Genomic DNA, 19,591 nt, shown 5'->3' on the forward strand with positions numbered 1-19,591 from the left:
AACCGTCAGAGTATCCATTCGACCCGGACGGTCCAGTACACACTGGAATTGGGGCGCCAGGGCGGGGACGGTCAGGATCAGTTCTTCGATCTGCGTGGGGAACAGATTAACGCCACGGAGGATGATCATGTCGTCGGTCCGGCCGGTGACTTTCTGCATCCTTCGCATCGAGCGCGCCGTACCGGGCAACAGTCGGGTCAGATCCCTGGTGCGGTAACGAATGATCGGCAGCGCCTCCTTGGTGAGCGAGGTGAAAACCAGCTCACCTTCTTCACCGTCCGGCAGCACTTCGCCCGTGACCGGATCGATGATCTCCGGGTAGAAGTGGTCTTCCCAGATATGGAGCCCGTCTTTGGTTTCCACACATTCCATTGCCACGCCCGGGCCCATGATCTCGGAGAGTCCGTAGATGTCGACGGCATGCATGTCGAGTTGCTGTTCCAGCTCGGTCCGCATCTGTTCGGTCCACGGCTCCGCTCCGAATACACCCACCCTCAGCGAGGTCTTCGCGGGATCGATACCCTTCTTGATCATCGCGTCCACGATGGTCAACATGTACGACGGAGTCACCATGATGGCGTCGGGTTCGAAATCCTCGATCAGTTGAATCTGCCGCTCGGTCATTCCACCCGACATGGGAATGACTGTGCAGCCCAATCGCTCCGCGCCGTAGTGGGCTCCCAGTCCACCGGTGAACAGACCGTATCCGTAAGCAACGTGCACCTTGTCCGAAGATCGCACGCCGCCGGCCGAGAGGCTCCGTGCGATGAGATCGGCCCAGTTGTTCAGATCGTTGCTCGTGTATCCCACCACTGTCGGCCGCCCGGTGGTTCCCGACGACGCGTGAATCCGCGAGACCTGGTCCTGGGGCACCGCAAACATCTTGAACGGGTAGTTCTCGCGCAGATCCGCTTTGGTGGTGAACGGGAACTTCGCGAGGTCGCTCAGATCCTTCAAGTCACTCGGGTGAACGCCGGCGTCGTCGAACGCTTTGCGGTAGTGCGGAACATTTGTGTACGCATGCATCAGGGACCACTGCATCCGCTCGAGTTGGAGCGTCGAAATGCGGTCCCGACTGGCAAATTCGATGTCTTGCGATGTAGCAGTGACGAGTTCGGTCATGATTGTCTCCGGTGGGCTCAGTGAGGGCGCTGTGCGGGCGGTCAGGCGTCGAAATCGACTGTTATCTGTTCACCGACAGGGAAGGTCTGGCAGGTCAGTACGAAACCCGCGTCGACTTCGTAGTCTTCGAGTGCGTAGTTCCTGCGCATCTCGACGTCACCGCAGGTGACCTTGGCGCGACACGTTCCACAGACCCCGCCCTTGCACGCGAAGGGCAGATCCGATCGGTACTGTTCCGCTGCATCGAGAATCGACTGGTCTCGCGGAAGTGTCGCGGTGGTCGATCGACCGTCGAGGGTGATGGTGACCTCGCTGCCTGGTCCCACAATTCCGGGCTCACGATGCACCGCGACCGGCGGCGCGACGTCGTCGACGTAGAACAGCTCGTGATGGATGCGATCCTTGGCAATTCCCAAGCCGGCCAGTACTTCCTGGGCGTCGTTGACCATCCCGAACGGACCACACAACCAGAAGCCGTCGACCTGGTCGCACGGAACGAGAGAGGTGAAGATCTCGCGCAACCGGCCGGCGTCGAGACGGCCCGAGAACAACTCGACCTCGCGCGGCTCGCGAGAGAGAACATGAATAACGTCCAGGCGTGCACCGTACCGGTCCTTCAGGTCGGCGATTTCTTCGGCGAACATGACCGAACGGGTGCGCCTGTTCCCGTACAGCAGGGTGACATCGGCCTCGGGGTTCACCAGCAGTGTTGCAGCGATGGACAACATGGGCGTGATTCCGGAGCCCGCCGCGATCAGAACGTGCCGTCCACCCAGTGCCGGATCGGCGACAAAATTGCCAGATGGGCCCTGGACGTCGATTCGATCCCCGGCCTTGACGTCTCGCACCAACCAGGAGGAGAAGAGTCCGTCTGCCACTTCGCGAACCCCCACCCGTGGAGACGCCCCTACCGGTGCACAGATCGAGTAGGAGCGACGGTGTTCGACGCCGTCGATCATCCGCCGCAGTGTCAGTGACTGCCCGGCGCCGAAGTCGAATTGATCGGCGATATCGGCAGGCACGTCGAAGGTGACGGCAACTGCGTCGTCGCACAGTGATTCGACACCGGCGACCGTCAACGGGTGAAATGGTTTGTTCCGGTTCGTCGTTGCGGTACTCATCTGTTCAGATCTCCTTCACGTGATCGAACGGCTCGAGACAGTCGAGGCAGCGATAGAGCGCTTTGCACAGGGTCGCACCGAATTCCGAACTCAGTCTGGTGTTTGCCGAACCGCACTGGGGGCACAGGATGTCGCGCGGCTTGGCCGTCAAGGTCAAGGCGATCGGGCCGGAGGTGCGACGCGGCGCGGCCCCCGGCACCGAGTACCCGGCCGTCCGAAGTTTCGCGAGCCCCTCTTCGCTGATCCAATCCGAACTCCAAGGCGGCGACAGTTGAGTCTTGATCTGGACGCTGCCGTACCCCGCGTCGGTCAGCTTGTGCTCGATGTCGTCTCGAATCGTCGCCATCGCCGGACACCCGGAATAGGTGGGAGTGATTGTCACACAGACCAAGTTCGCTTCGACGTCGACCGATCGGATGACGCCGAGATCGGCCAAGGTCAACAGTGGCATCTCCGGATCCATCACCGAGGCGACGATCTCCTGCGCCGAAGAGACAGTAGCGGAAGAGACGGTAGCGGCAGTCACGGTCACCACACCCCTTCCGGATGCTCTCGTGCAACGCTCTGCATTTCGGCGAGAAGTTGCCCCAGTGCCCCGGTGTGCAGTCCGGCACGCCCGCCGCGGCCGCCGACGAAACCGGAGAAACGCGAAGGGGGCTCTTCCATTTCGGCTGCATGGAGGACCTGGGCAAGAACAGCGTCGAACTCCGGCCGAACAGTACGCGGATCCACTCCGACGCCAACTTCGGCCAAGACGAGTTCGTCCTGGGTGGGAACAAAGAGTTCGTCCACGAACGGGAAGATCTCGAGCAGGGCCGCGGCAGTCCGACGCTTGGATTCTGCCGTGCCGGCGCCCAACGTGACGACCCATCTTGCCGCGTAGTCGCGGTGGTAGGTCAGTTCTTTGACGCCCTTGTTCGCCACGGCCGCGAGGACCGGGTCCCGCGATGTGCGGAGCCGATCGAACAGCGCCAGCCGCCAGGTCGAGAACACGAGGAGCCGAACGACCGTGTGCGCGAAGTCGCCGTTGGCGAGTTCCACCAGTCTCACGTTACGGAAACCGAACTGATCACGAAAGAAGGCGAGCGCATCTTCAGCCGGCACCGGCGACGTGTCCGAGATGAACGGAACGACAGTGGAATCGGCTGCTGCCGCGCGAGCCAGCAGCAGCCTGGCCTGCCCGATCAGATCCAGGCCGACATTCGCGAGAGCTACCTCTTCTTCGAGTTCCGGTGCCCGCGTCGACCATTCGGCGAGTCGTTGCGAACTGACGAGCGCGTCGTCGCCGAGCATGAGGCAGTAGCGCGCCAGCGCACCGAGATCGACGTCATCCGGCACCGTGGTGTCGACTCCGGCGAGGGGGTCGTCGAAGCTGGTTCCGAACGCCCACTGACCGTGGCCGTCGCCGTCGACCAGGCCGTCGTAGGCACTGTCGTGATCGTTCATCTGTTGGTCCTCGAAGTCGAAGTGATTCTCACATGTGCGGAACGGAGTCCGGGATGTCGTAGAAAGTCGGGTGCCGGTAGACCTTGTCGCCGCTCGGCGCGAAGAACGGATCCTTTTCTGCCGGACTCGAAGCCACGATGTTCGCTGACGGCACGACCCAGATGCTCACGCCTTCGTTACGTCTGGTGTAGACGTCGCGCGCGTGGCGTAGGGCCATCTGATCGTCTGCCGCGCGCAGGGATCCGACATGCACGTGGTTCAGTCCGCGCTTTCCCCTCAGAAATACCTCGTACAAAGGCCATTCGCCGCGCACCTGATCGCCCTGTACCTGATCGTTCTCGCTCATGATGTTTCCTCAGTCGTGCGATCGTGCGCGAGTCTCTCGCGCTGTGCAAAGGCGTACGCGGCGTCGCGAACCCAGGCCCCGTTGTCGTGTGCGGCTTTCCGATTGGTGATCCGCTCGACGCTCGCCGCTCCGTTGCCGCGGACCACGTCCATGAATTCGCTCCAGTCCGGCTCGCCGAAATCGTGTGCGCCACGCTCGGGGTTCCAGCGCAGGTCGGGATCAGGGAAGGTCACACCGAGTATCTCGGCCTGCGGTATCGACATGTCCACGAATCGTTGCCGCAGTTCGTCGTTCGTGTGCCGCTTGATGCGCCACTTCATCGACTGCTCGGTGTTCGGCGATTCGTCGTCCGGCGGTCCGAACATCATCAGAGCGGGCCACCACCATCGGTCGACGGCTTCCTGCACCATTGCCCGTTGAGCTTCCGTGCCGCGCATCATCGTCGCCAACAGTTCGAAGCCTTGCCGCTGATGGAACGATTCCTCCTTGCACACACGGATCATCGCGCGCGCATACGGCCCGAAGGAGCTGCGGCACAGCGGAACCTGATTGCAGATAGCGGCTCCGTCGACCAGCCAGCCGATCACACCCACGTCGGCGTATGTCAGCGTCGGATAGTTGAAGATCGAGGAGTACTTCTGCTTTCCCTCGATCAGTTTGGTGGTCAGATCGCCACGATCGGCACCGAGCGTCTCGGCCGCGGAGTAGAGATACAGACCGTGCCCGGCTTCGTCCTGGACCTTCGCCATCAAGATCGCCTTGCGTCGCAACGAAGGCGCACGGGTGAGCCAGTTTCCCTCGGGCTGCATTCCGATGATTTCGGAGTGCGCATGCTGGGCAACCTGACGGATCAGAGTCTTGCGGTAGCCGTCCGGCATCCAGTCGCGAGGCTCGATGCGCTGGTCTGCCGCGATCGTCTCGTCGAACAGGTTCTGCAGGTCTTGTGGAGCTTCCACGTTGGTCATCGTACCTACCTTTTATTACCGAATGATCGGTTGGTAACTAGTATGCACCGAGGTGTCCCCAGCACACAAGAGAATCTTTCGCCGCACCAGAAATCAGCGGCCCTCGAAAACCGGCTTCTGCTTCGACAGGAAAGCCGTGACTGCGCCTCGATGATCTGCCGTGGAACCCAGCTCCACCTGTGCGTTCGCCTCGGCCGCCAGCGTCCGGGAAAGCCCAGGAGCAACGGCACGGATCAGCGATTTCACGTGGGCGAAGGCCGCGGTGGGTCCGTCGGCAAGCCGACGCGCGAGTACCCGAGCCTCAGCTGCGACGTCCTCGTCGGCCACCACGCGATGAACCAAGCCCCACTCCAGCGCGCTCTGCGCGTCGAACTTGTCGCCGAGCAACATCAGGCCACTGGCGCGGCTAGGTCCGAGCGCGTGCACGAGCGCATGACTGAGCCCGGAGTCACTGGCCAGACCGATGCCGGTGAATGCCGTCGCAAAGCTCGCGCGAGCCCCCACGACCCGGATGTCTCCGGCCAACGCGATCCCCAACCCGGCCCCGACGCAGGCCCCACCGATACCCACCACCACCGGGACAGAGAGCGTCGACAGCGCCGTGACGATGGGGTTGTAGTGCGCGGCGACGGTATCCATCGCGTGCGCAGGATCAGCATCCAACGCTGCGGCGTGCTCGCCCAGATCCTGACCGACGCAGAAGTTCTTGCCTTCGGCGAGAATCAACACCGCTCGAACCTCTGCGTCCGCGTGGACCTGCAGCAACGCTTCGAGCAGCTGAGACTTCATTTCGCCGTTGACGGCATTGGCGGCCTTGGGTCGGTCGAGAGTGATTGTCGCCAAACCTCGCTCGATCTCCAAGCGAATCACGTCAGTCATCGATGTTCCTTTCGCAGGCAGTTCGGTTCAGCTCCATGTGTGAAAACCCTGTCCCGTCTTGCGCCCCAACTCGCCGCGAGCCACCTTCTCTCGCATCAGTGCTGGAGGTGCAAATCGATCACCGAGCGTGCTCGCGAGGTGTTCGGCGATCGCCAGGCGCACATCCAACCCGACCAGATCTGTCGAACGCAGCGGGCCCATCGGATGCCGATACCCCAATTCCATTGCTCGGTCGATCGATTCCGCGTCCGCCACACCCTCTTCGAGCATGCGGATGGCTTCGAGCCCGAGACCGACACCAAGCCGGCTGGTTGCAAAACCAGGTGAGTCGTTGACGAGCACCTCGGCTTTGCCGAGCATCGACACCCATGCTCGTACCGAGTCGACAACCTCGGGGCGGGTCTGAGGCGCCCGGACGATCTCGACCAACAGCGACGCCGGGACTGGATTGAAGAAGTGCATACCGATGAACCGGCCCGGATCCGTCAGCGCTGCGCCGAGTTCGGCGATCGACATGGAACTGGTGTTGCTGGCGATCACGGTGCTTTCTCCGGCAACGGTTTCCGCAGCGGCGAGCACCTCGACCTTGAGGGCCGCAATTTCCGGGACCGCCTCGACGATCAGGTCGAGCGACGGTGGCAACGAGGTCACTGCGTCCACGGTGCTCACGCGCGCCAGCACCGTCGCGGGGTCCTGGTCGTCGAGTTTCCCTCGCTCGTGGGCTCTGTCGAGGCCGGCGGAAACACGCTGCAACGCGGCCGCGGTGTCGCCACTCTCCGCGATGGTGACCGCCCCGCCGAGACTGGCGAACACCTGGGCGATACCCGCACCCATGCGTCCACCGCCGATGACTCCGACGGTCTTCGGTGCAACTGCTTCAGTCATGATTTCTTCTCCAGGAAGGCCGTCATGCGATCGCGCTTGTCCGAACTCTCGAACAGGACGGCCTGGGCGATGTCGTCGGCAAACGGATGCGATCCCGGCGCATCGACGATGATCTTGGTCAATCGCAGTGCCAGCGGGGACAGTCGGGAAATGCGGTCGAGCAGCCGATGCGCTGCGTCGACGTGGCAGTTCGGTTCGGTTACCTCGACAACCAGGCCCGCTCGTAGCGCCTGCTCGGCGTCGAGGTTCCTGGCACCGAGGAGCACCTGCTTCGCGATCGAGACGCCGACGAGCTTCGGCAATCGATAGCTGGCGCCGGCGGCTGCCATTATGCCGAGATTGGGCTCCGGATTCCCGAAGACCGCCGTCGTTGTCGCGATGCGAATGTCGCAGGCGTAGGTCAACTCTGCCCCACCGCCGAGCGCGTAGCCGCTCACGGCGGCCACGGTGGGAAGCGGGAGCTTTCCGATTCGGTCGAACAGCGTGCGGTTGATACCCGCGAACGCTTCCTCTCGTCCGCGCTCTCGGAGCTCCGCGATGTCAGCGCCGCCTGCGAAGTGGTCGCCGCGCCCCGCAAGCAGGAGCAGCTTCGGATCCCGTTCGAGGCGTCCACAAACCTGATGCAGTTCGTCGATCATTTCCGCGTTGATCGCATTGCGTTGCGCGGGCCTGTCGAGGGTGACCACGACGCGATCCTCGCGCTCGTCCACGTGCAGGGTGTTCACATTCGCTCCTTCTCGCTCTTCTCCATTAGTAACCGAACATTCGGTCGTTTGACAAGGGTGAGAACGAGAATGGTGCACAGCTTTGCCCGAACTGAGAAGATGGGGACATGACTACGGCACGCCCCACTCGACGCACCGGCCTCCCCGGACGTCCCGGCTACGACCTCGATTCGCTCCTGGCCGTGGCCGTGAAGGTGTTCAACGACAAGGGCTACGACGGCGCCAGCATGGAGGTGCTCGCGAAGAAACTCGGCATCACGAAGTCCTCGATCTACCACCATGTGTCCGGAAAGTCAGAACTTCTCGAACTCGCCCTTTCGCGTGCACTCAACGCCCTGTTTGCGGTCACGACCGAAGAGGGCGCCACCACCGGTCCGTACATCGACCGGCTCGAATACCTGGTCCGGCGCAGCGTAGAGGTGCTGGTCGCAGAGCTTCCATACGTCACCCTGCTCCTGCGCGTCCGCGGCAACACGACGGTCGAGCGCGCCGCGCTAGCTCGTCGGCGCGAATTCGACAACTTCGTCGGAGGTCTCGTCGCGTCCGCCGCAGCGGAGGGAGACCTGCGCCCGGACATCGAACCAGCCCTCGCCAGCAAGCTGATGTTCGGCACCGTCAACTCACTGATCGAGTGGTACAAACCCCGAGCGGGTGAGTCCGTCTCCGACATCGCCGACGCGGTCGTCGCCGTCACTTTCGACGGACTTCGCAAGGCCTGACTCCAGGCAGTTCTGCCGAATCCTTGACAACGCGGCGTTACCGGGCGATCGTAATTACCGACCGAACGTACGGTGAGATGGAGTTGTCGTGAGCAGACTGTTGGAAAGCTATGTGGCCGGTCAGTGGTACGCCGCACCGGACGCAGGTACCCCGTTGCCGAGCGCAGTGGACAGATCGGAGGTGGCCCGGATCTCCGCAACCGGCATCGACCTCGCCGAGATGGTTACGTACGCCCGCGAGGTCGGCGGGCCTGCACTGTCCGCGATGACCTTCCACGAACGTGCCGGCGCGCTCAAGGCTCTCGCCCTCACGTTGATGGCAGGAAAAGCCGAGTTCTACACACTCTCCACTGCCACCGGTGCGACGACGCGAGATTCCGGGGTGGACATCGACGGCGGATTCGGGACCCTGCTGAGCTACGCGAGCAAGGCTCGGCGCGAATTGCCCGACAGCACAGTCTTTCTGGACGGAAACGTCGAGCCTCTCGGCAAAGGCGGAACCTTCCTCGGGCAACACATCTATACATCACGTCGCGGCGTCGCCGTGCAGATCAACGCCTTCAATTTCCCGGTGTGGGGGTTCCTGGAGAAGCTGGCACCGGCATTCATCGCGGGGGTGCCGTCCATCGTCAAACCTGCCAGTTCCACGGCATATCTCACCGAACTCGTCTTCCGGCGCATCATCGAGTCAGGCTTGCTCCCAGAGGGTTCCGTCCAACTGCTCTCCGGTAGTGCACGCGGCCTCCTCGATCACCTCGGCGGGCAGGACTCAGTGGCATTCACCGGATCCGCCGACACCGCGGCAACGCTGCGTGCTCACCCGAACGTCGTCGGCAAGGGCGTCCATTTCAATGCCGAAGCCGATTCACTCAACGCGTCGATCCTCGGCGAGGACGCCGTACCAGGAACGCCCGAATTCGATTTGTACGTCAAACAACTCTTCACCGAGATGACGGTCAAGGCGGGCCAGAAGTGCACGGCGATCCGGCGCGCCCTGGTCCCGGTCTCGCTGGTCGACGCCGTTGTCGATGCCGCATCCGAACGACTGAACAAAGTTGTCGTGGGACACCCCGATGCTGATGGCGTCACTATGGGAGCTCTCGCCAGCATCGAACAGCGTGATGAGGTCTTGAAATCCATTCGCGGTCTGACGAAGTCGGCAACCATCGTATTCGGAGACCCGGACAACGTGGACGTGGTCGGTGCCGACGGCCAGTCAGGAGCCTTCCTTTCCCCTGTCCTTCTCCGGGCGGAAGAGAATGCGCACGAGGTACACGAGCTGGAGGCCTTCGGACCCGTCAGCACCGTCATCGGATACGACGGCATCGATCATGCGATCGAACTCGCGGCCCGTGGCGAGGGAAGCCTCGTCGCCTCGGTGGTCACTGCCGACACCGACATCGCACGTCGACTGGTGCTGGGTCTCGCAGCTTTTCACGGCAGAGTGCTCGTGCTGAACCGCGACGACGCCAAGGAATCCACCGGCCACGGCTCTCCCCTTCCAGTCCTCGTACACGGCGGTCCCGGCCGTGCCGGCGGCGGTGAGGAGCTGGGTGGCATCCGCGGAGTTCTGCACCACATGCAGCGGACCGCCGTACAGGGCACACCCGACGTCCTCACCGCAGTCGGCGAGCGCTGGTTCACCGGATCGCAGCGCACGACCGGATCCGAACATCCATTCCGAAAGAGTCTCGCCGAGTTGAAGATCGGTGACACTGTTGTCGGCGGTCCGCGCCAGGTCACACTCGCAGACATCGATCATTTTGCAGAGTTCACCGGTGACACCTTCTACGCTCACACCGATCCGGTGGCCGCTGCGGCGAATCCACTCTTCGGCGGCATCGTCGCGCACGGCTATCTTGTTGTCTCACTCGCTGCGGGCCTGTTCGTCGACCCGGCTCCCGGCCCGGTTCTCGCGAACTTCGGCGTGGACAGCCTCAGGTTCCTGACTCCGGTCAAAGCCGAAGACAGCCTGACGGTCACCCTCACAGCCAAGACCATCACACCTCGCAGCAGCGCAGACTACGGTGAGGTTCGTTGGGACGCCGTGGTGACGAACCAGGACAACGATCCGGTCGCGACATACGACGTCCTGACTCTGGTAGCCAAGACTCGCCCCGAAGGGAATTGAAAGCACATGACCTATCGAGTAGCAGTGTGTTACGGACGCCCCACCGATCCGGAGGCTTTCGACAAGTACTACAACGAGATCCACGTCCCGCTCGCCAGCGCAGTGCCAGGGCTCTCGGACTTCACGTTCAGCAAGTGCTCGACGCTTGACGGCTCCGATCCAGTCTTCTATGCCGTCGCCAACCTGGTGTTTCCCGATCTCGAGACGATGCAGAGCGGCCTGAAGTCCCCGGAGATGGGCGCCGCTGGAAAAGATGTCGCAAACTTTGCCACCGGCACAGTCGACATGTACGTCCAGGAAGTTGTCTCGGTCCTCTAGACCCCTGCAATTTCCCGATCCCACAGGAGTTGTCTCGTGAGTACAGGAAGCATCACCGCCAGAGAGATGTTCGACGCGGACCAGGCATCGCAGGCACTCGGTATCGAGATTTCCGAGCTGGCGCCCGGTAGCGCAACCGTGACCGTCACCGTGGGCGAAACCATGGTGAACGGTCACGGAATCACACACGGCGGTTATGTTTTCCTGCTCGCGGACACCGCGTTTGCGCTCGCCTGCAACGGCTACGAGGATTCAGCCGTTGCAGCGCGCGCGGACATCAGATTTCTGCGTCCGACCCGTCTGGGCGACACCTTGACCGCGGTCGCCACCGAGAAGGCTCGAGGCGGCCGAAGTGGGATCTACGACGTGACCGTTCGCAATGGCGACGCCGTCGTGGCCGAGTTCCGCGGCGACAGTCGAACCATCACCCGCTGAAATTCAGCCCACGGTGTATCAGCCCACGGTGTATCAGCCCACGGTGTATCAGCCCACGACGGGAAGTTCGAGGGGGCCGGAACCGTCGGCAAAGATCGTCACCGGCATACCTTGCAGTCCCCCACGGAAACTGATGTCGCCACCGGTGATCGCGAGACGCACGGAATGCCCTGGCTCGAATCGGTGCACTATCGCCGGCATCGTCACCGGCACCGGCTGCGACGGGTCACTGATGCGTATGGGCGCGATGAGTCCGTTGATCAGCGAGGAAGTTCCGTCCGGAGCCACGTCGTAGAGTTTCGCGAACACCACCGGCTGTCCGGGCGCCGCAACACGCAGCGTCACAGTGGGGGCTCCCACCACGTCCATAGCCTCGGTCATCGGCGCAGTGGTCCAGAGCGCCTCGGTTCCCGGAATCTGTGCATTCGGAATGTTTCCGGCCGGATTGATATTGAGTGGCTCTACGCCCGTCGGCAGCCCAGCCGGTGCGGTGACGATCGTCTTCGAACCCGGTATCACCGGCGTGCCGTCCGGTAGCAGTCCCCCGTCAGCGGACAGATGGAAGGCGCGAGCGGTCCCGACATCGACGGTGTCGGACGTCGCGTAGGCCGGTGCCGCGTTTCCCTCGTAGTCGATCCAGTTGCGGAAATACGCGAATTCCGGGCCGGTCTCGGTGTTCTCGTCTTTGAGGTAGTGATCGAACCAGTCCATGAAGCGACCGGTCTCGTACTGGGTATCCTCGTCGGGTGCGGAGAAGCTGAACTCGCCCGGCGCAGCGGCCAAGTGGCTGTGCCCCCACGAATGCCAGATCATCTTGGCATCGACGCCACGATCCTTCAGCGCGTAGTAAGTCGCGGTTGCCTCGTTCAGATCGAACAGGGTGTCCTGTTGCCCCTGAGCAAGCAGTACCGGGATATTGATCCGGTCGACGAACGACGAGACCGATGACGCTCGGAGCTCACTCACTACTTGCGGTCCGATGTCGCCGGTCACCACCGCCTCGGCGATCGCGTTGCACATGTAAGGGACGTAGTTCGGGCAGCCGGGTAGCCGTGCGGGATCTGCGATGTAACCGTCCACACCGGGATTCGCGATGCCCGCGCCGAAGAGCAGCGATGCAAAGAGCACCTTCGCTGCTCCCGGCTCCGCAGTCGACACTCCGGAGATGGTCCCGGTGCTGTTGGGCGCCAGAGAATACGAGAGATCGTTCCAGGTGATCATGGGGATGATGGTGTCGATGCGGGGATCGACACTCGCGGCGGCGAATTGAATGCCGCCGCCGTAAGAGCCACCCGTCATTCCGACCCGCGGGTCGTTCGTCGACGGTGCACCGGTGTGATCGACGGAGTCCTGAACCACCGTGGTGAGCGCCGGATAGGGCTGCGTCAGAGCCTGATCCGTGAAGGCAATCCCTTCTTGGCCGCCGAGGAAGCTGACCAACTGGGAAGCGGCGACACCGTCGTATGCGGGAGAGTCGAGTGTGATCTTGCAACTCGTGCCGCCGAAACCCAATCCCGAATACGTCAGTCCGACATACCCGTTCTCGGCGAAGTTCTGCAGGGCAGGAATCTGGTCCTTGTACGAACCGCCGAACCCGTTGGTGGTCAGGATCGCGGGAGCTGGGTTGTCAGCGTCGACACCATCGGGAACAAAGAGTTCACCGACGACGGTGCACGGCGTCGAGAGTTCAGGCCCGACATCGACCGAGAAGTACAGCAGCTGTGACGAATACGAGCCGTTCGGTGAATCCGCGAGCGCCGGCGGCGAAAAGCCGAGGGCGCAAACCACGAGCGTGACGACACTGATCGCTGTTCTCCGGCGCACCTGAAAACCGTACACCCGGATCTGTTCTCCACCAGCTCAATCCGGCGCGTGCCGCCAACGTTTTCTCGCGAAAGTCACGCCAGACCGAGCCGACCTCTATTTGACCGTCAAGGTGCCGTGCATGCTCGGGTGGTAGGTGCAGTGGAACGTGTACGTTCCAGGCTCGTTCGGCACCGTGATGGTTTCCGTCTCACCCGCTTCGATGTCCTCGTTGAACAACCCCGCGGTATCGGACGTGACTGAGTGCTCGACGGTGTCGTTGTTCTGAATGGTCAGTACCTGTCCGGGCATCACCGACTCCGGCGTCGAATATTCGAAACCGCTGATCACGATTCCCATCGACGACGCTCCCGGCGTCGACATACCCAGAGGCATGCTCGGCATCGACATACTGGTCGGCATGCTGGTCATCGGCATACTGGTCATCGCCATGCCGTCGTGATCGGCCGAATCGTTGTCCGACGAATCGTTGTTGTCACTGCACGCGGTCAGTGCGAACACCGCCAGGATCAGCGCTGCGAGCACTGCGAGAATCCGCTTCATTGCTTCGCCTCCTGCTCGTTCCCCCGCAGTCTGCTGATTACCCGCCGCCTAGGGGGCCAAACAGCTCCGATGTGGTGCCTGCGGCGCTGATAGTGCACGATTTCTGCACCAGCTCCACTCGCGGACCGACACTGAAGGAAACAGCACAGATGGCCAAGAGCAAAACGTCGAAGGCAGCCCAGCCGAAGGCGTCGAAGGCAGCGCAGCCGAAGGCTCCCAAGACAGCAGAGCCGAAGGTAGCCGAGAAGGCTCCCGCCGTTCTCTGGAAGGACCTGCCGGACGAGCACGACTACCCGGCGGCCCGCGATTACCTCCAGTTGGGCGCGACGCCGGTTCAGGTCCAAGCTCTCGTGTACGCCCTCAAGACGGCGACGCTGGTCTCGAAGAAGGCCAAAGACATCCTGCGGGCTGCTGGGCTCCCTCTGCTTCCGGTCGACAACCCACACGTGGCTGCCGACCTGTTGAAGATCCGCAAGGGGATCGCGCTGTCGCCGATCCTGCTGGTGCAGGGAGACTTCCGCGCCGGAGTACCGGCGCAGATCGCCGACGGCTACCACCGTGTCTGTGCGAGCTACCACGTGGACGAGAACACCGCCATCCCCGCGAAGATCGCACCCTCGACAGTTAACTCGTAGGTCGTCGATGACCTTCGGCATCCTTGCCCTCGTCGCGCTGGCCGGCATTCTCGGCCCGCTGCTCGGCGCTCGCGTCAGCTGGCATGTCCCCGTGGTGGTCGGCGAACTTGCCGCGGGCGTCGTCTTCGGTGTCACCGGTTTCGGGCTGCTCGACTCTTCGGACCAGACTTTCACGTTCCTGGCCGATATCGGATTCGCGCTCACGATGATGGTGGCCGGCTCACACGTCCCGGTCCGCGATCCGGCAGTCCGTGCGGCAATCGGCAAGGGTGCCGTTCGCTCGGTTGTCGTCGGACTTCTGTCGGTTGTTGCCGGCTACGGTGCGGCGACGGCATTCGGCACCGGTCACGCCGCGCTGTACGCGGTCCTGATCGCGTCGTCGTCCGCGGCGTTGATTCTCCCCATCGTCGATTCGCTGGGGCTCGGTGGAACCTCGGTTCTGCAGATGACTGCCCAGGTCGCGATCGCGGACACCGTCTGCATTGTTGCGCTGCCTTTGGTGATCGATCCGGACAATGCCCCTCGTGCCGGTGTCGGCGCACTGGCTGTGGCGGCGTGTGCGGTTGCCTTGTTCTTCGTACTGCGAGCCTTCCACCGGTCCGGCCATTGGCGAAGGCTCCACAAATTCTCGGAGAAACGAAAGTTTGCACTCGAACTCCGGATCAATCTGGTGATCCTCTTTTCTCTGGCAGCGCTGGCGTCGAGCACTCACGTGTCGATCATGCTCGCGGGCTTCGCCTTCGGGCTCGTTCTTGCCGCGATCGGTGAACCCCGCCGCCTCGCCAAACAGCTCTTCGCCATCACCGACGGCTTCTTCGCTCCCCTCTTCTTCGTCTGGTTGGGAGCGGCGATCAATCTGCGCGACCTCGTCACCCATCCGTCCGCCATCTGGCTCGGATTGGTCTTGGGCGGAGCAACTCTCGTGGTTCACGCCGCGATACGCGCCCTCGGTCTCCCGCTCCCTCTCGGCGTGCTGTCCGCCGCGCAACTGGGAGTACCGGTTGCCGCAGTTACGGTGGGCACTCAATTGGGGGTGATGGGCGACGGTGAACCCGCAGCGATCCTCCTCGCCGCCATGATCACGATCGGTGCAGCAACGCTGGCGGGTGCTGCCGCGTCGAAAGCTGGTCTCACGAAGCCTGCTTGACCGCGGCCCTCTCCACCGTCAGCAAGCTCTCCTCCGAATGTTCGGCGTGATACGCCGCGCCGCCGCCGCGGACACCGAAGAGTCGCTTGCTCCAGATCAGCCATACGACGGCAGCGATGTTCACCAGCAGCAACCCGGCCCTCAACCACGTGATCTTCTCGGTCAATTCGTAGATTTCGAGGGGCAGGAACAAGCTGGTCGCCACCACCGCGAAGTACTCGCCCCAGCGTTCGACCATCCACAGGCCGACTGCCTCGATCACTTGAAGGCCGGCGTAGACCAACAGCCCGACTGCGATCCAGGTGAGCGTCGTAGCGGACAACGAAAACGCCTGCTCGATGTGATGGACCAGTTTGGAATCGTCGATGTTCCAGCCCAATTGACGGGCAAGTGGCCTGATCAACGGCAATTCGTTCTCGAAGGCGTCCTCGGCGCGACCCTTCGACGATCTCAGTTCGAACACACCGATCGCCAGAAGAACCAAACCCATAGCGCGGAACATTCTCTCGGTGGCAAGAAGTCGCATGATCAACCGGTCGCGAAGCAGCCTCCCCCGCGGAACCTCGGGGGCGGCGTCCGCCGGTCCCGATGCTCGGGGCGCTCCCGGGACGAAGTTGCCGCAACGTAGGCACCGCCACGCCTGACCCACCGCAGTATCCACATGTAGTCGATCCCGCAGTTCCGGTTCGTCCGGAGCGTAGGTCTCGTGACCGTGCCAACTGCACGAGCGCAATGCGAAGTCCACGGGTGAACTCTATGCCGCATATGCCCGGTAGCGTGGATACCCGCTGACCGTGCACTTCGAACGATGAGGATTCCGATGACAACCACCAAGATCGAAACCCGGCATGGCGTCATGGCAGTCGACGACAGTGCCACCGACGGTTTTCCGGTTGTCTTCATCCACGGGAACTCGGCCAGCCGCTCCATCTTCCGTCATCAGGTCGACGCCGACTGGGCCGGCGACTACCGCATGATCACTCTGGACCTACTCGGCCACGGCGACTCCGAGGACGCCAGCGATCCCGAAGCCGCATACACGCAGAACGGTTACGCCGACGCCATCGTCGATGTTCTGACCGAACTCGGCGTCGAAAGAGCCGTTGTCGTCGGCTGGTCGCTCGGCGGACACATCGCTCTCGAGTTGATCGCGAAATTCCCCGGGCTCACCGGAATCGTCATCACCGGTACGCCGCCGGCAAATCCCGAGACGCTCGGCGACGCCTTCAATGCCGGCGACGGATTGTCCATCGGCGGCACCGAGGTCATCACCGCGCAAGAAGCCGAACTCTACGCACGAATGACCGCCGTTCCCTTCGAGCAGGCTGCCCTCGACTCCGCGATACGCACGGACGGGCGCGCTCGCAAGATCATGTTCGACGCATTCGGCGCCGGCCGCGAATCGGATCAGAAGGCTCTGGTTGCAACGGCGTCTGTGCCACTCGCGGTGATCGACGGCGCCGAGGACCCGTTCGTGAACACGTCGTATGTCGCGTCGTTGACCTTCGCGAATCTCTGGGAGGGCACGTATCACGTGATTCCCGGTGTGGGGCATGCAGCGTTCTGGGAAGCCCCTGAGGTGTACAACCCACTGTTGCAACGATTCCTCGGCAGTTTCGCACAGTAACCTGCTGAACAACCTGCTGGACGCGGCGTCCTATGAGATAGAAGGCACTCGACAATCCGGCCATGTCCGGATCATTCATCGCCGTCCTACAGTTCGGAAAACGACTGGAGGCACTGCGATGACCATTCTCGAGCACGGCACGGAAACGTGTATCGGTGGACCGACCCTTCCCCAGATACGACGCCTCGTCACCGAAGTGCCCGGCCCCAACTCGCGCGCTTTGGCAAAGCGCCGGAGCGCCGCACTGCCGGCCGGGCTGACCAGCGGATCCAGCATTTACGTTGCCGCAGCGGGCGGAGGAGTTGTCGTCGACGTCAACGACAACTCGTTCATCGACTTCGGCAGCGGCATCGCCGTGACCACCGTCGGAAACAGTGCGCCGCGCGTGGTCGAACGCACCACGCGCCAGCTCGGTCAGTTCACCCATACGTGTTTCCTCGCAAACCCCTACGAGGGGTACCTCGAGGTCTGCGAAGCGCTCAACCGCCTGACCCCGGGAGATCACGAGAAGCGAACAGCGCTGTTCAACACCGGCAGCGAAGCGCTCGAGAACGCCGTGAAATACGCACGTGCCGCCACCGGTCGCCCGGCAGTTGTCGTCTTCGACCACGCATTCCACGGTCGCACGTTGATGACCATGACGATGACAGCCAAGAACCAGCCGTACAAGGCCACATTCGGCCCGTTCGCACCAGAGGTCTACCGGGTTCCGATGGCATACCCCTACCGTTGGCCGAGCGGCCCCGAAAACGCGGCCGACGAAGCATTCGCCCAGTTCCGTCTTGCGATCGACACTCAGATCGGCGCCGAATCGGTAGCCGCTGTGGTCGTGGAACCGATTCAGGGTGAGGGCGGTTTCATCGTTCCCGCTCCGGGATTCCTGAAGCGCATCTCGGAATTCTGCCGTGAGCGCGGCATTCTCGTCGTCGCGGACGAGGTCCAGACCGGTATCGCACGAACCGGAGCCTGGTTCGCCAGCGAGAGTGAGGACTTCGTCCCCGACATCATCACAACCGCAAAAGGTCTCGCCGGCGGAATGCCACTCGCCGCCGTGACCGGCCGTGCCGACGTCATGGACGCCGCGCATCCCGGTGGTATCGGCGGTACGTACAGCGGCAATCCCGTTGCCTGCGAGGCCGCCCTGGCAGTTTTCGAGACGATCGAGATGGAAGGGCTCCTCGACCGCGCCAAGGACATCGGCGACATTCTGACCACAGGTTTGTCCGAAATCGCTTCGGACACAGACATAATCGGCGACATTCGTGGACGCGGCGCCATGATTGCAATCGAACTCGTCCACAACGAGGACAAGGCTCCGAATCGCGAGGCCGTCGCCCAGATCGTCAGCTACGCACACGCGCACGGTCTCCTTCTGCTCACCGCCGGCACCTATGGAAACGTCGTCCGTTTCCTCCCACCGCTGAGCATCTCCGACGAGTTGCTGACCGAAGGACTCGGTATTCTTCGCGACGCTGTGGCCGCAGTCCGATGAGCGTCGCAGTGCGCAGCTTGATCGGCGGAGCTTGGGTCACGGGCAGCGACGGCACACTGACGGACACCAACCCGGCGCGTCCCGACGAGGTTGTCGCCACCGGAGGCCGCGCCGGTGCCTCCGAAATGGCGACCGGTGTTCGCGTCGCCCGCATCGCCGCGAACGACTGGGCCCGCCTGCCGATGTCCGCACGCGGCGCATACCTCACTCGCGCAGCGGAAATCATAGAATCCAACGCTGAGGCCTGGGGCGAAGAACTCACCCGCGAAGAAGGGAAAACGCTGGCCGAGGGTATCGGAGAGGTGCGCCGCGCAGCGCAGATTCTGCGTTACTACGGCAACGCCGCCGACCGCGAGACCGGAACGGTGTATTCCTCCCCACGTAGCAGCGAGCAGATTCTCGTCACTCGCAAACCTCTCGGCGTGGTAGGCGTCGTCACGCCGTTCAACTTCCCGATCGCGATCCCGGCATGGAAGATTGCGCCTGCCTTGGTGTACGGAAACACCGTCGTCTGGAAACCGGCTGCCGCGGTGCCCCTTCTGGCCTTCCGTCTCGCGCAGGCACTGACCGAAGCGGGCCTACCCGACGGAGTCCTGAACATGATCCTCGCCGACAGCGCGGCCGGTGAAGCGCTGGTCGATCACCCGGACCTCGACGCCGTCACCTTCACCGGTTCCACCGGCGTCGGCCGAAAGATCGCGGGATCTGCTGCGGCGCGCGGAGTTCCGGTACAGGCGGAAATGGGTGGAAAGAACGCAGCCGTCGTACTTGCCGACGCAGATCTCGAGCTTGCGGTCGAGCAGGTGATGCTGGGCGCATTTCGGTCAACCGGCCAGAAATGCACGGCCACTTCACGTCTGGTGCTCCATGAATCCATCGCCGAGGAATTCCTGGCCAGGCTGACCGTCGAAGTCAAGCAACTGAGAGTCGGAGATCCACTCGATCCCGACGTCACGACAGGTCCCGTGGTCAGCGCATACGCGCAGCAGTCGATCATCGAGGGGATCAATCGAGCCGTCGACGGCGGCGCCAGGGTTGTGGCCACCGCCGAAGCGCCGCAGTCGGGCTACTACGTCCAGCCGACAGTGCTGGAACTACCGGCGAGCACCGAACTGTGGTTCGAGGAACTCTTCGGCCCGGTACTGGCGGTGCAGCGGGCAGCAACAACCGCAGACGCATTCCGCTTGGCGAACGAGGGCGAATTCGGTTTGTCCGCAGCATTGTTCACGCA

The 19,591-nt window shown here is 62.9% G+C and carries 21 protein-coding genes; 9 read left to right on the forward strand and 12 right to left on the reverse strand.

Translation table 11 applies throughout. From position 1 onward, the window contains the following. The 9 genes from paaK to RWT78_RS18765 all read right to left on the reverse strand — a co-directional run. Window positions 1-1,122: phenylacetate--CoA ligase PaaK (gene paaK / locus RWT78_RS18725; RefSeq protein WP_314677215.1), on the reverse strand; the 1,122-nt coding region annotated here is incomplete at its 3' end. Between the two features lie 41 nt (window positions 1,123-1,163). Further along, window positions 1,164-2,243: a 1,2-phenylacetyl-CoA epoxidase subunit PaaE gene (paaE, locus tag RWT78_RS18730; protein ID WP_314677217.1), complete on the reverse strand. Its 1,080-nt coding sequence runs from the start codon at window positions 2,241-2,243 to the stop codon at window positions 1,164-1,166. A gap of 4 nt (window positions 2,244-2,247) precedes the next feature. Next, window positions 2,248-2,706 (reverse strand): 1,2-phenylacetyl-CoA epoxidase subunit PaaD, encoded by a 459-nt coding sequence (gene paaD, locus RWT78_RS18735; RefSeq protein WP_314677238.1) that lies wholly within the window; start codon window positions 2,704-2,706, stop codon window positions 2,248-2,250. 65 nt (window positions 2,707-2,771) lie between these two features. Continuing rightward, the gene (gene paaC / locus RWT78_RS18740; RefSeq protein WP_003943154.1) at window positions 2,772-3,689 is read right to left on the reverse strand and encodes a 1,2-phenylacetyl-CoA epoxidase subunit PaaC; all 918 of its coding nucleotides are present in this window, start codon (window positions 3,687-3,689) and stop codon (window positions 2,772-2,774) included. Window positions 3,690-3,717: 28 nt separating this feature from the next. Next, entirely contained in the window at window positions 3,718-4,035 is a 318-nt protein-coding gene (gene paaB, locus RWT78_RS18745) for a 1,2-phenylacetyl-CoA epoxidase subunit PaaB (protein WP_003942879.1), read from the reverse strand. Further along, window positions 4,032-5,000, reverse strand: a complete 969-nt coding sequence (gene paaA / locus RWT78_RS18750) for a 1,2-phenylacetyl-CoA epoxidase subunit PaaA (RefSeq protein WP_003942994.1) — start codon at window positions 4,998-5,000, stop codon at window positions 4,032-4,034. The genes paaB and paaA overlap by 4 nt, the downstream gene beginning before the upstream one ends. Window positions 5,001-5,093: 93 nt before the next feature. Then, window positions 5,094-5,879 (reverse strand): enoyl-CoA hydratase-related protein, encoded by a 786-nt coding sequence (locus RWT78_RS18755; RefSeq protein WP_314677222.1) that lies wholly within the window; start codon window positions 5,877-5,879, stop codon window positions 5,094-5,096. Window positions 5,880-5,906: 27 nt separating this feature from the next. Beyond that, window positions 5,907-6,764 (reverse strand): 3-hydroxyacyl-CoA dehydrogenase family protein, encoded by an 858-nt coding sequence (locus RWT78_RS18760; RefSeq protein WP_314677224.1) that lies wholly within the window; start codon window positions 6,762-6,764, stop codon window positions 5,907-5,909. Further along, on the reverse strand, window positions 6,761-7,489 hold the full coding sequence (locus RWT78_RS18765) for an enoyl-CoA hydratase/isomerase family protein (protein WP_007730615.1): 729 nt from the start codon (window positions 7,487-7,489) through the stop codon (window positions 6,761-6,763). The genes RWT78_RS18760 and RWT78_RS18765 overlap by 4 nt, the downstream gene beginning before the upstream one ends. Window positions 7,490-7,596: 107 nt before the next feature. Here RWT78_RS18765 and RWT78_RS18770 point away from each other — a divergent pair, with 107 nt between their 5' ends. The 4 genes from RWT78_RS18770 to paaI all read left to right on the forward strand — a co-directional run bounded on the left by RWT78_RS18770 (window position 7,597) and on the right by paaI (window position 11,092). Further along, the gene (locus RWT78_RS18770) at window positions 7,597-8,208 is read left to right on the forward strand and encodes a TetR/AcrR family transcriptional regulator (protein ID WP_007730612.1); all 612 of its coding nucleotides are present in this window, start codon (window positions 7,597-7,599) and stop codon (window positions 8,206-8,208) included. An 88-nt stretch (window positions 8,209-8,296) separates the two neighbouring features. Continuing rightward, window positions 8,297-10,339 (forward strand): phenylacetic acid degradation bifunctional protein PaaZ, encoded by a 2,043-nt coding sequence (gene paaZ, locus RWT78_RS18775; RefSeq protein ID WP_314677228.1) that lies wholly within the window; start codon window positions 8,297-8,299, stop codon window positions 10,337-10,339. Window positions 10,340-10,345: 6 nt separating this feature from the next. Beyond that, window positions 10,346-10,657 carry an EthD family reductase gene (locus RWT78_RS18780; RefSeq protein WP_003943191.1) on the forward strand — a complete coding sequence of 104 codons (312 nt, stop codon included), beginning with the start codon at window positions 10,346-10,348 and terminating at the stop codon, window positions 10,655-10,657. Between the two features lie 66 nt (window positions 10,658-10,723). Next, window positions 10,724-11,092, forward strand: coding sequence for a hydroxyphenylacetyl-CoA thioesterase PaaI (gene paaI / locus RWT78_RS18785; RefSeq protein WP_047269444.1), 369 nt, complete (start codon window positions 10,724-10,726; stop codon window positions 11,090-11,092). A gap of 48 nt (window positions 11,093-11,140) precedes the next feature. Here the strand turns inward: paaI and RWT78_RS18790 are convergent, their stop codons facing one another. Together RWT78_RS18790 and RWT78_RS18795 are read right to left on the reverse strand one after the other, a co-directional pair. Continuing rightward, entirely contained in the window at window positions 11,141-12,931 is a 1,791-nt protein-coding gene (locus tag RWT78_RS18790) for a CocE/NonD family hydrolase (protein WP_399552166.1), read from the reverse strand. An 81-nt stretch (window positions 12,932-13,012) separates the two neighbouring features. Continuing rightward, window positions 13,013-13,459 (reverse strand): cupredoxin domain-containing protein, encoded by a 447-nt coding sequence (locus tag RWT78_RS18795; RefSeq protein WP_003943263.1) that lies wholly within the window; start codon window positions 13,457-13,459, stop codon window positions 13,013-13,015. A 272-nt stretch (window positions 13,460-13,731) separates the two neighbouring features. Between RWT78_RS18795 and RWT78_RS18800 the strand changes: the two genes are divergently transcribed. Together RWT78_RS18800 and RWT78_RS18805 are read left to right on the forward strand one after the other, a co-directional pair. Beyond that, the gene (locus RWT78_RS18800; protein WP_042446474.1) at window positions 13,732-14,094 is read left to right on the forward strand and encodes a hypothetical protein; all 363 of its coding nucleotides are present in this window, start codon (window positions 13,732-13,734) and stop codon (window positions 14,092-14,094) included. 7 nt (window positions 14,095-14,101) lie between these two features. Next, a complete protein-coding gene (locus RWT78_RS18805; protein WP_030536077.1) occupies window positions 14,102-15,241 on the forward strand; it encodes a cation:proton antiporter in 1,140 nt (379 codons plus the stop codon). Here RWT78_RS18805 and RWT78_RS18810 read toward each other — a convergent pair. Beyond that, window positions 15,225-15,986, reverse strand: coding sequence for a DUF2127 domain-containing protein (locus RWT78_RS18810; RefSeq protein WP_228401426.1), 762 nt, complete (start codon window positions 15,984-15,986; stop codon window positions 15,225-15,227). The genes RWT78_RS18805 and RWT78_RS18810 overlap by 17 nt on opposite strands. Before the next feature lie 75 nt (window positions 15,987-16,061). Here RWT78_RS18810 and RWT78_RS18815 point away from each other — a divergent pair, with 75 nt between their 5' ends. From RWT78_RS18815 to RWT78_RS18825, 3 genes are all read left to right on the forward strand, one after another. Beyond that, the gene (locus tag RWT78_RS18815; protein WP_314677234.1) at window positions 16,062-16,868 is read left to right on the forward strand and encodes an alpha/beta hydrolase; all 807 of its coding nucleotides are present in this window, start codon (window positions 16,062-16,064) and stop codon (window positions 16,866-16,868) included. Between the two features lie 118 nt (window positions 16,869-16,986). Next, window positions 16,987-18,360 carry a 4-aminobutyrate--2-oxoglutarate transaminase gene (gene gabT, locus RWT78_RS18820; protein ID WP_314677235.1) on the forward strand — a complete coding sequence of 458 codons (1,374 nt, stop codon included), beginning with the start codon at window positions 16,987-16,989 and terminating at the stop codon, window positions 18,358-18,360. After that, window positions 18,357-19,591: aldehyde dehydrogenase family protein (locus tag RWT78_RS18825; protein WP_314677237.1), on the forward strand; the 1,235-nt coding region annotated here is incomplete at its 3' end. The genes gabT and RWT78_RS18825, both read left to right, overlap by 4 nt.

Source organism: uncultured Rhodococcus sp. (genome assembly GCF_963525155.1).
Taxonomy (GTDB): domain Bacteria; phylum Actinomycetota; class Actinomycetes; order Mycobacteriales; family Mycobacteriaceae; genus Rhodococcus_F; species Rhodococcus_F qingshengii.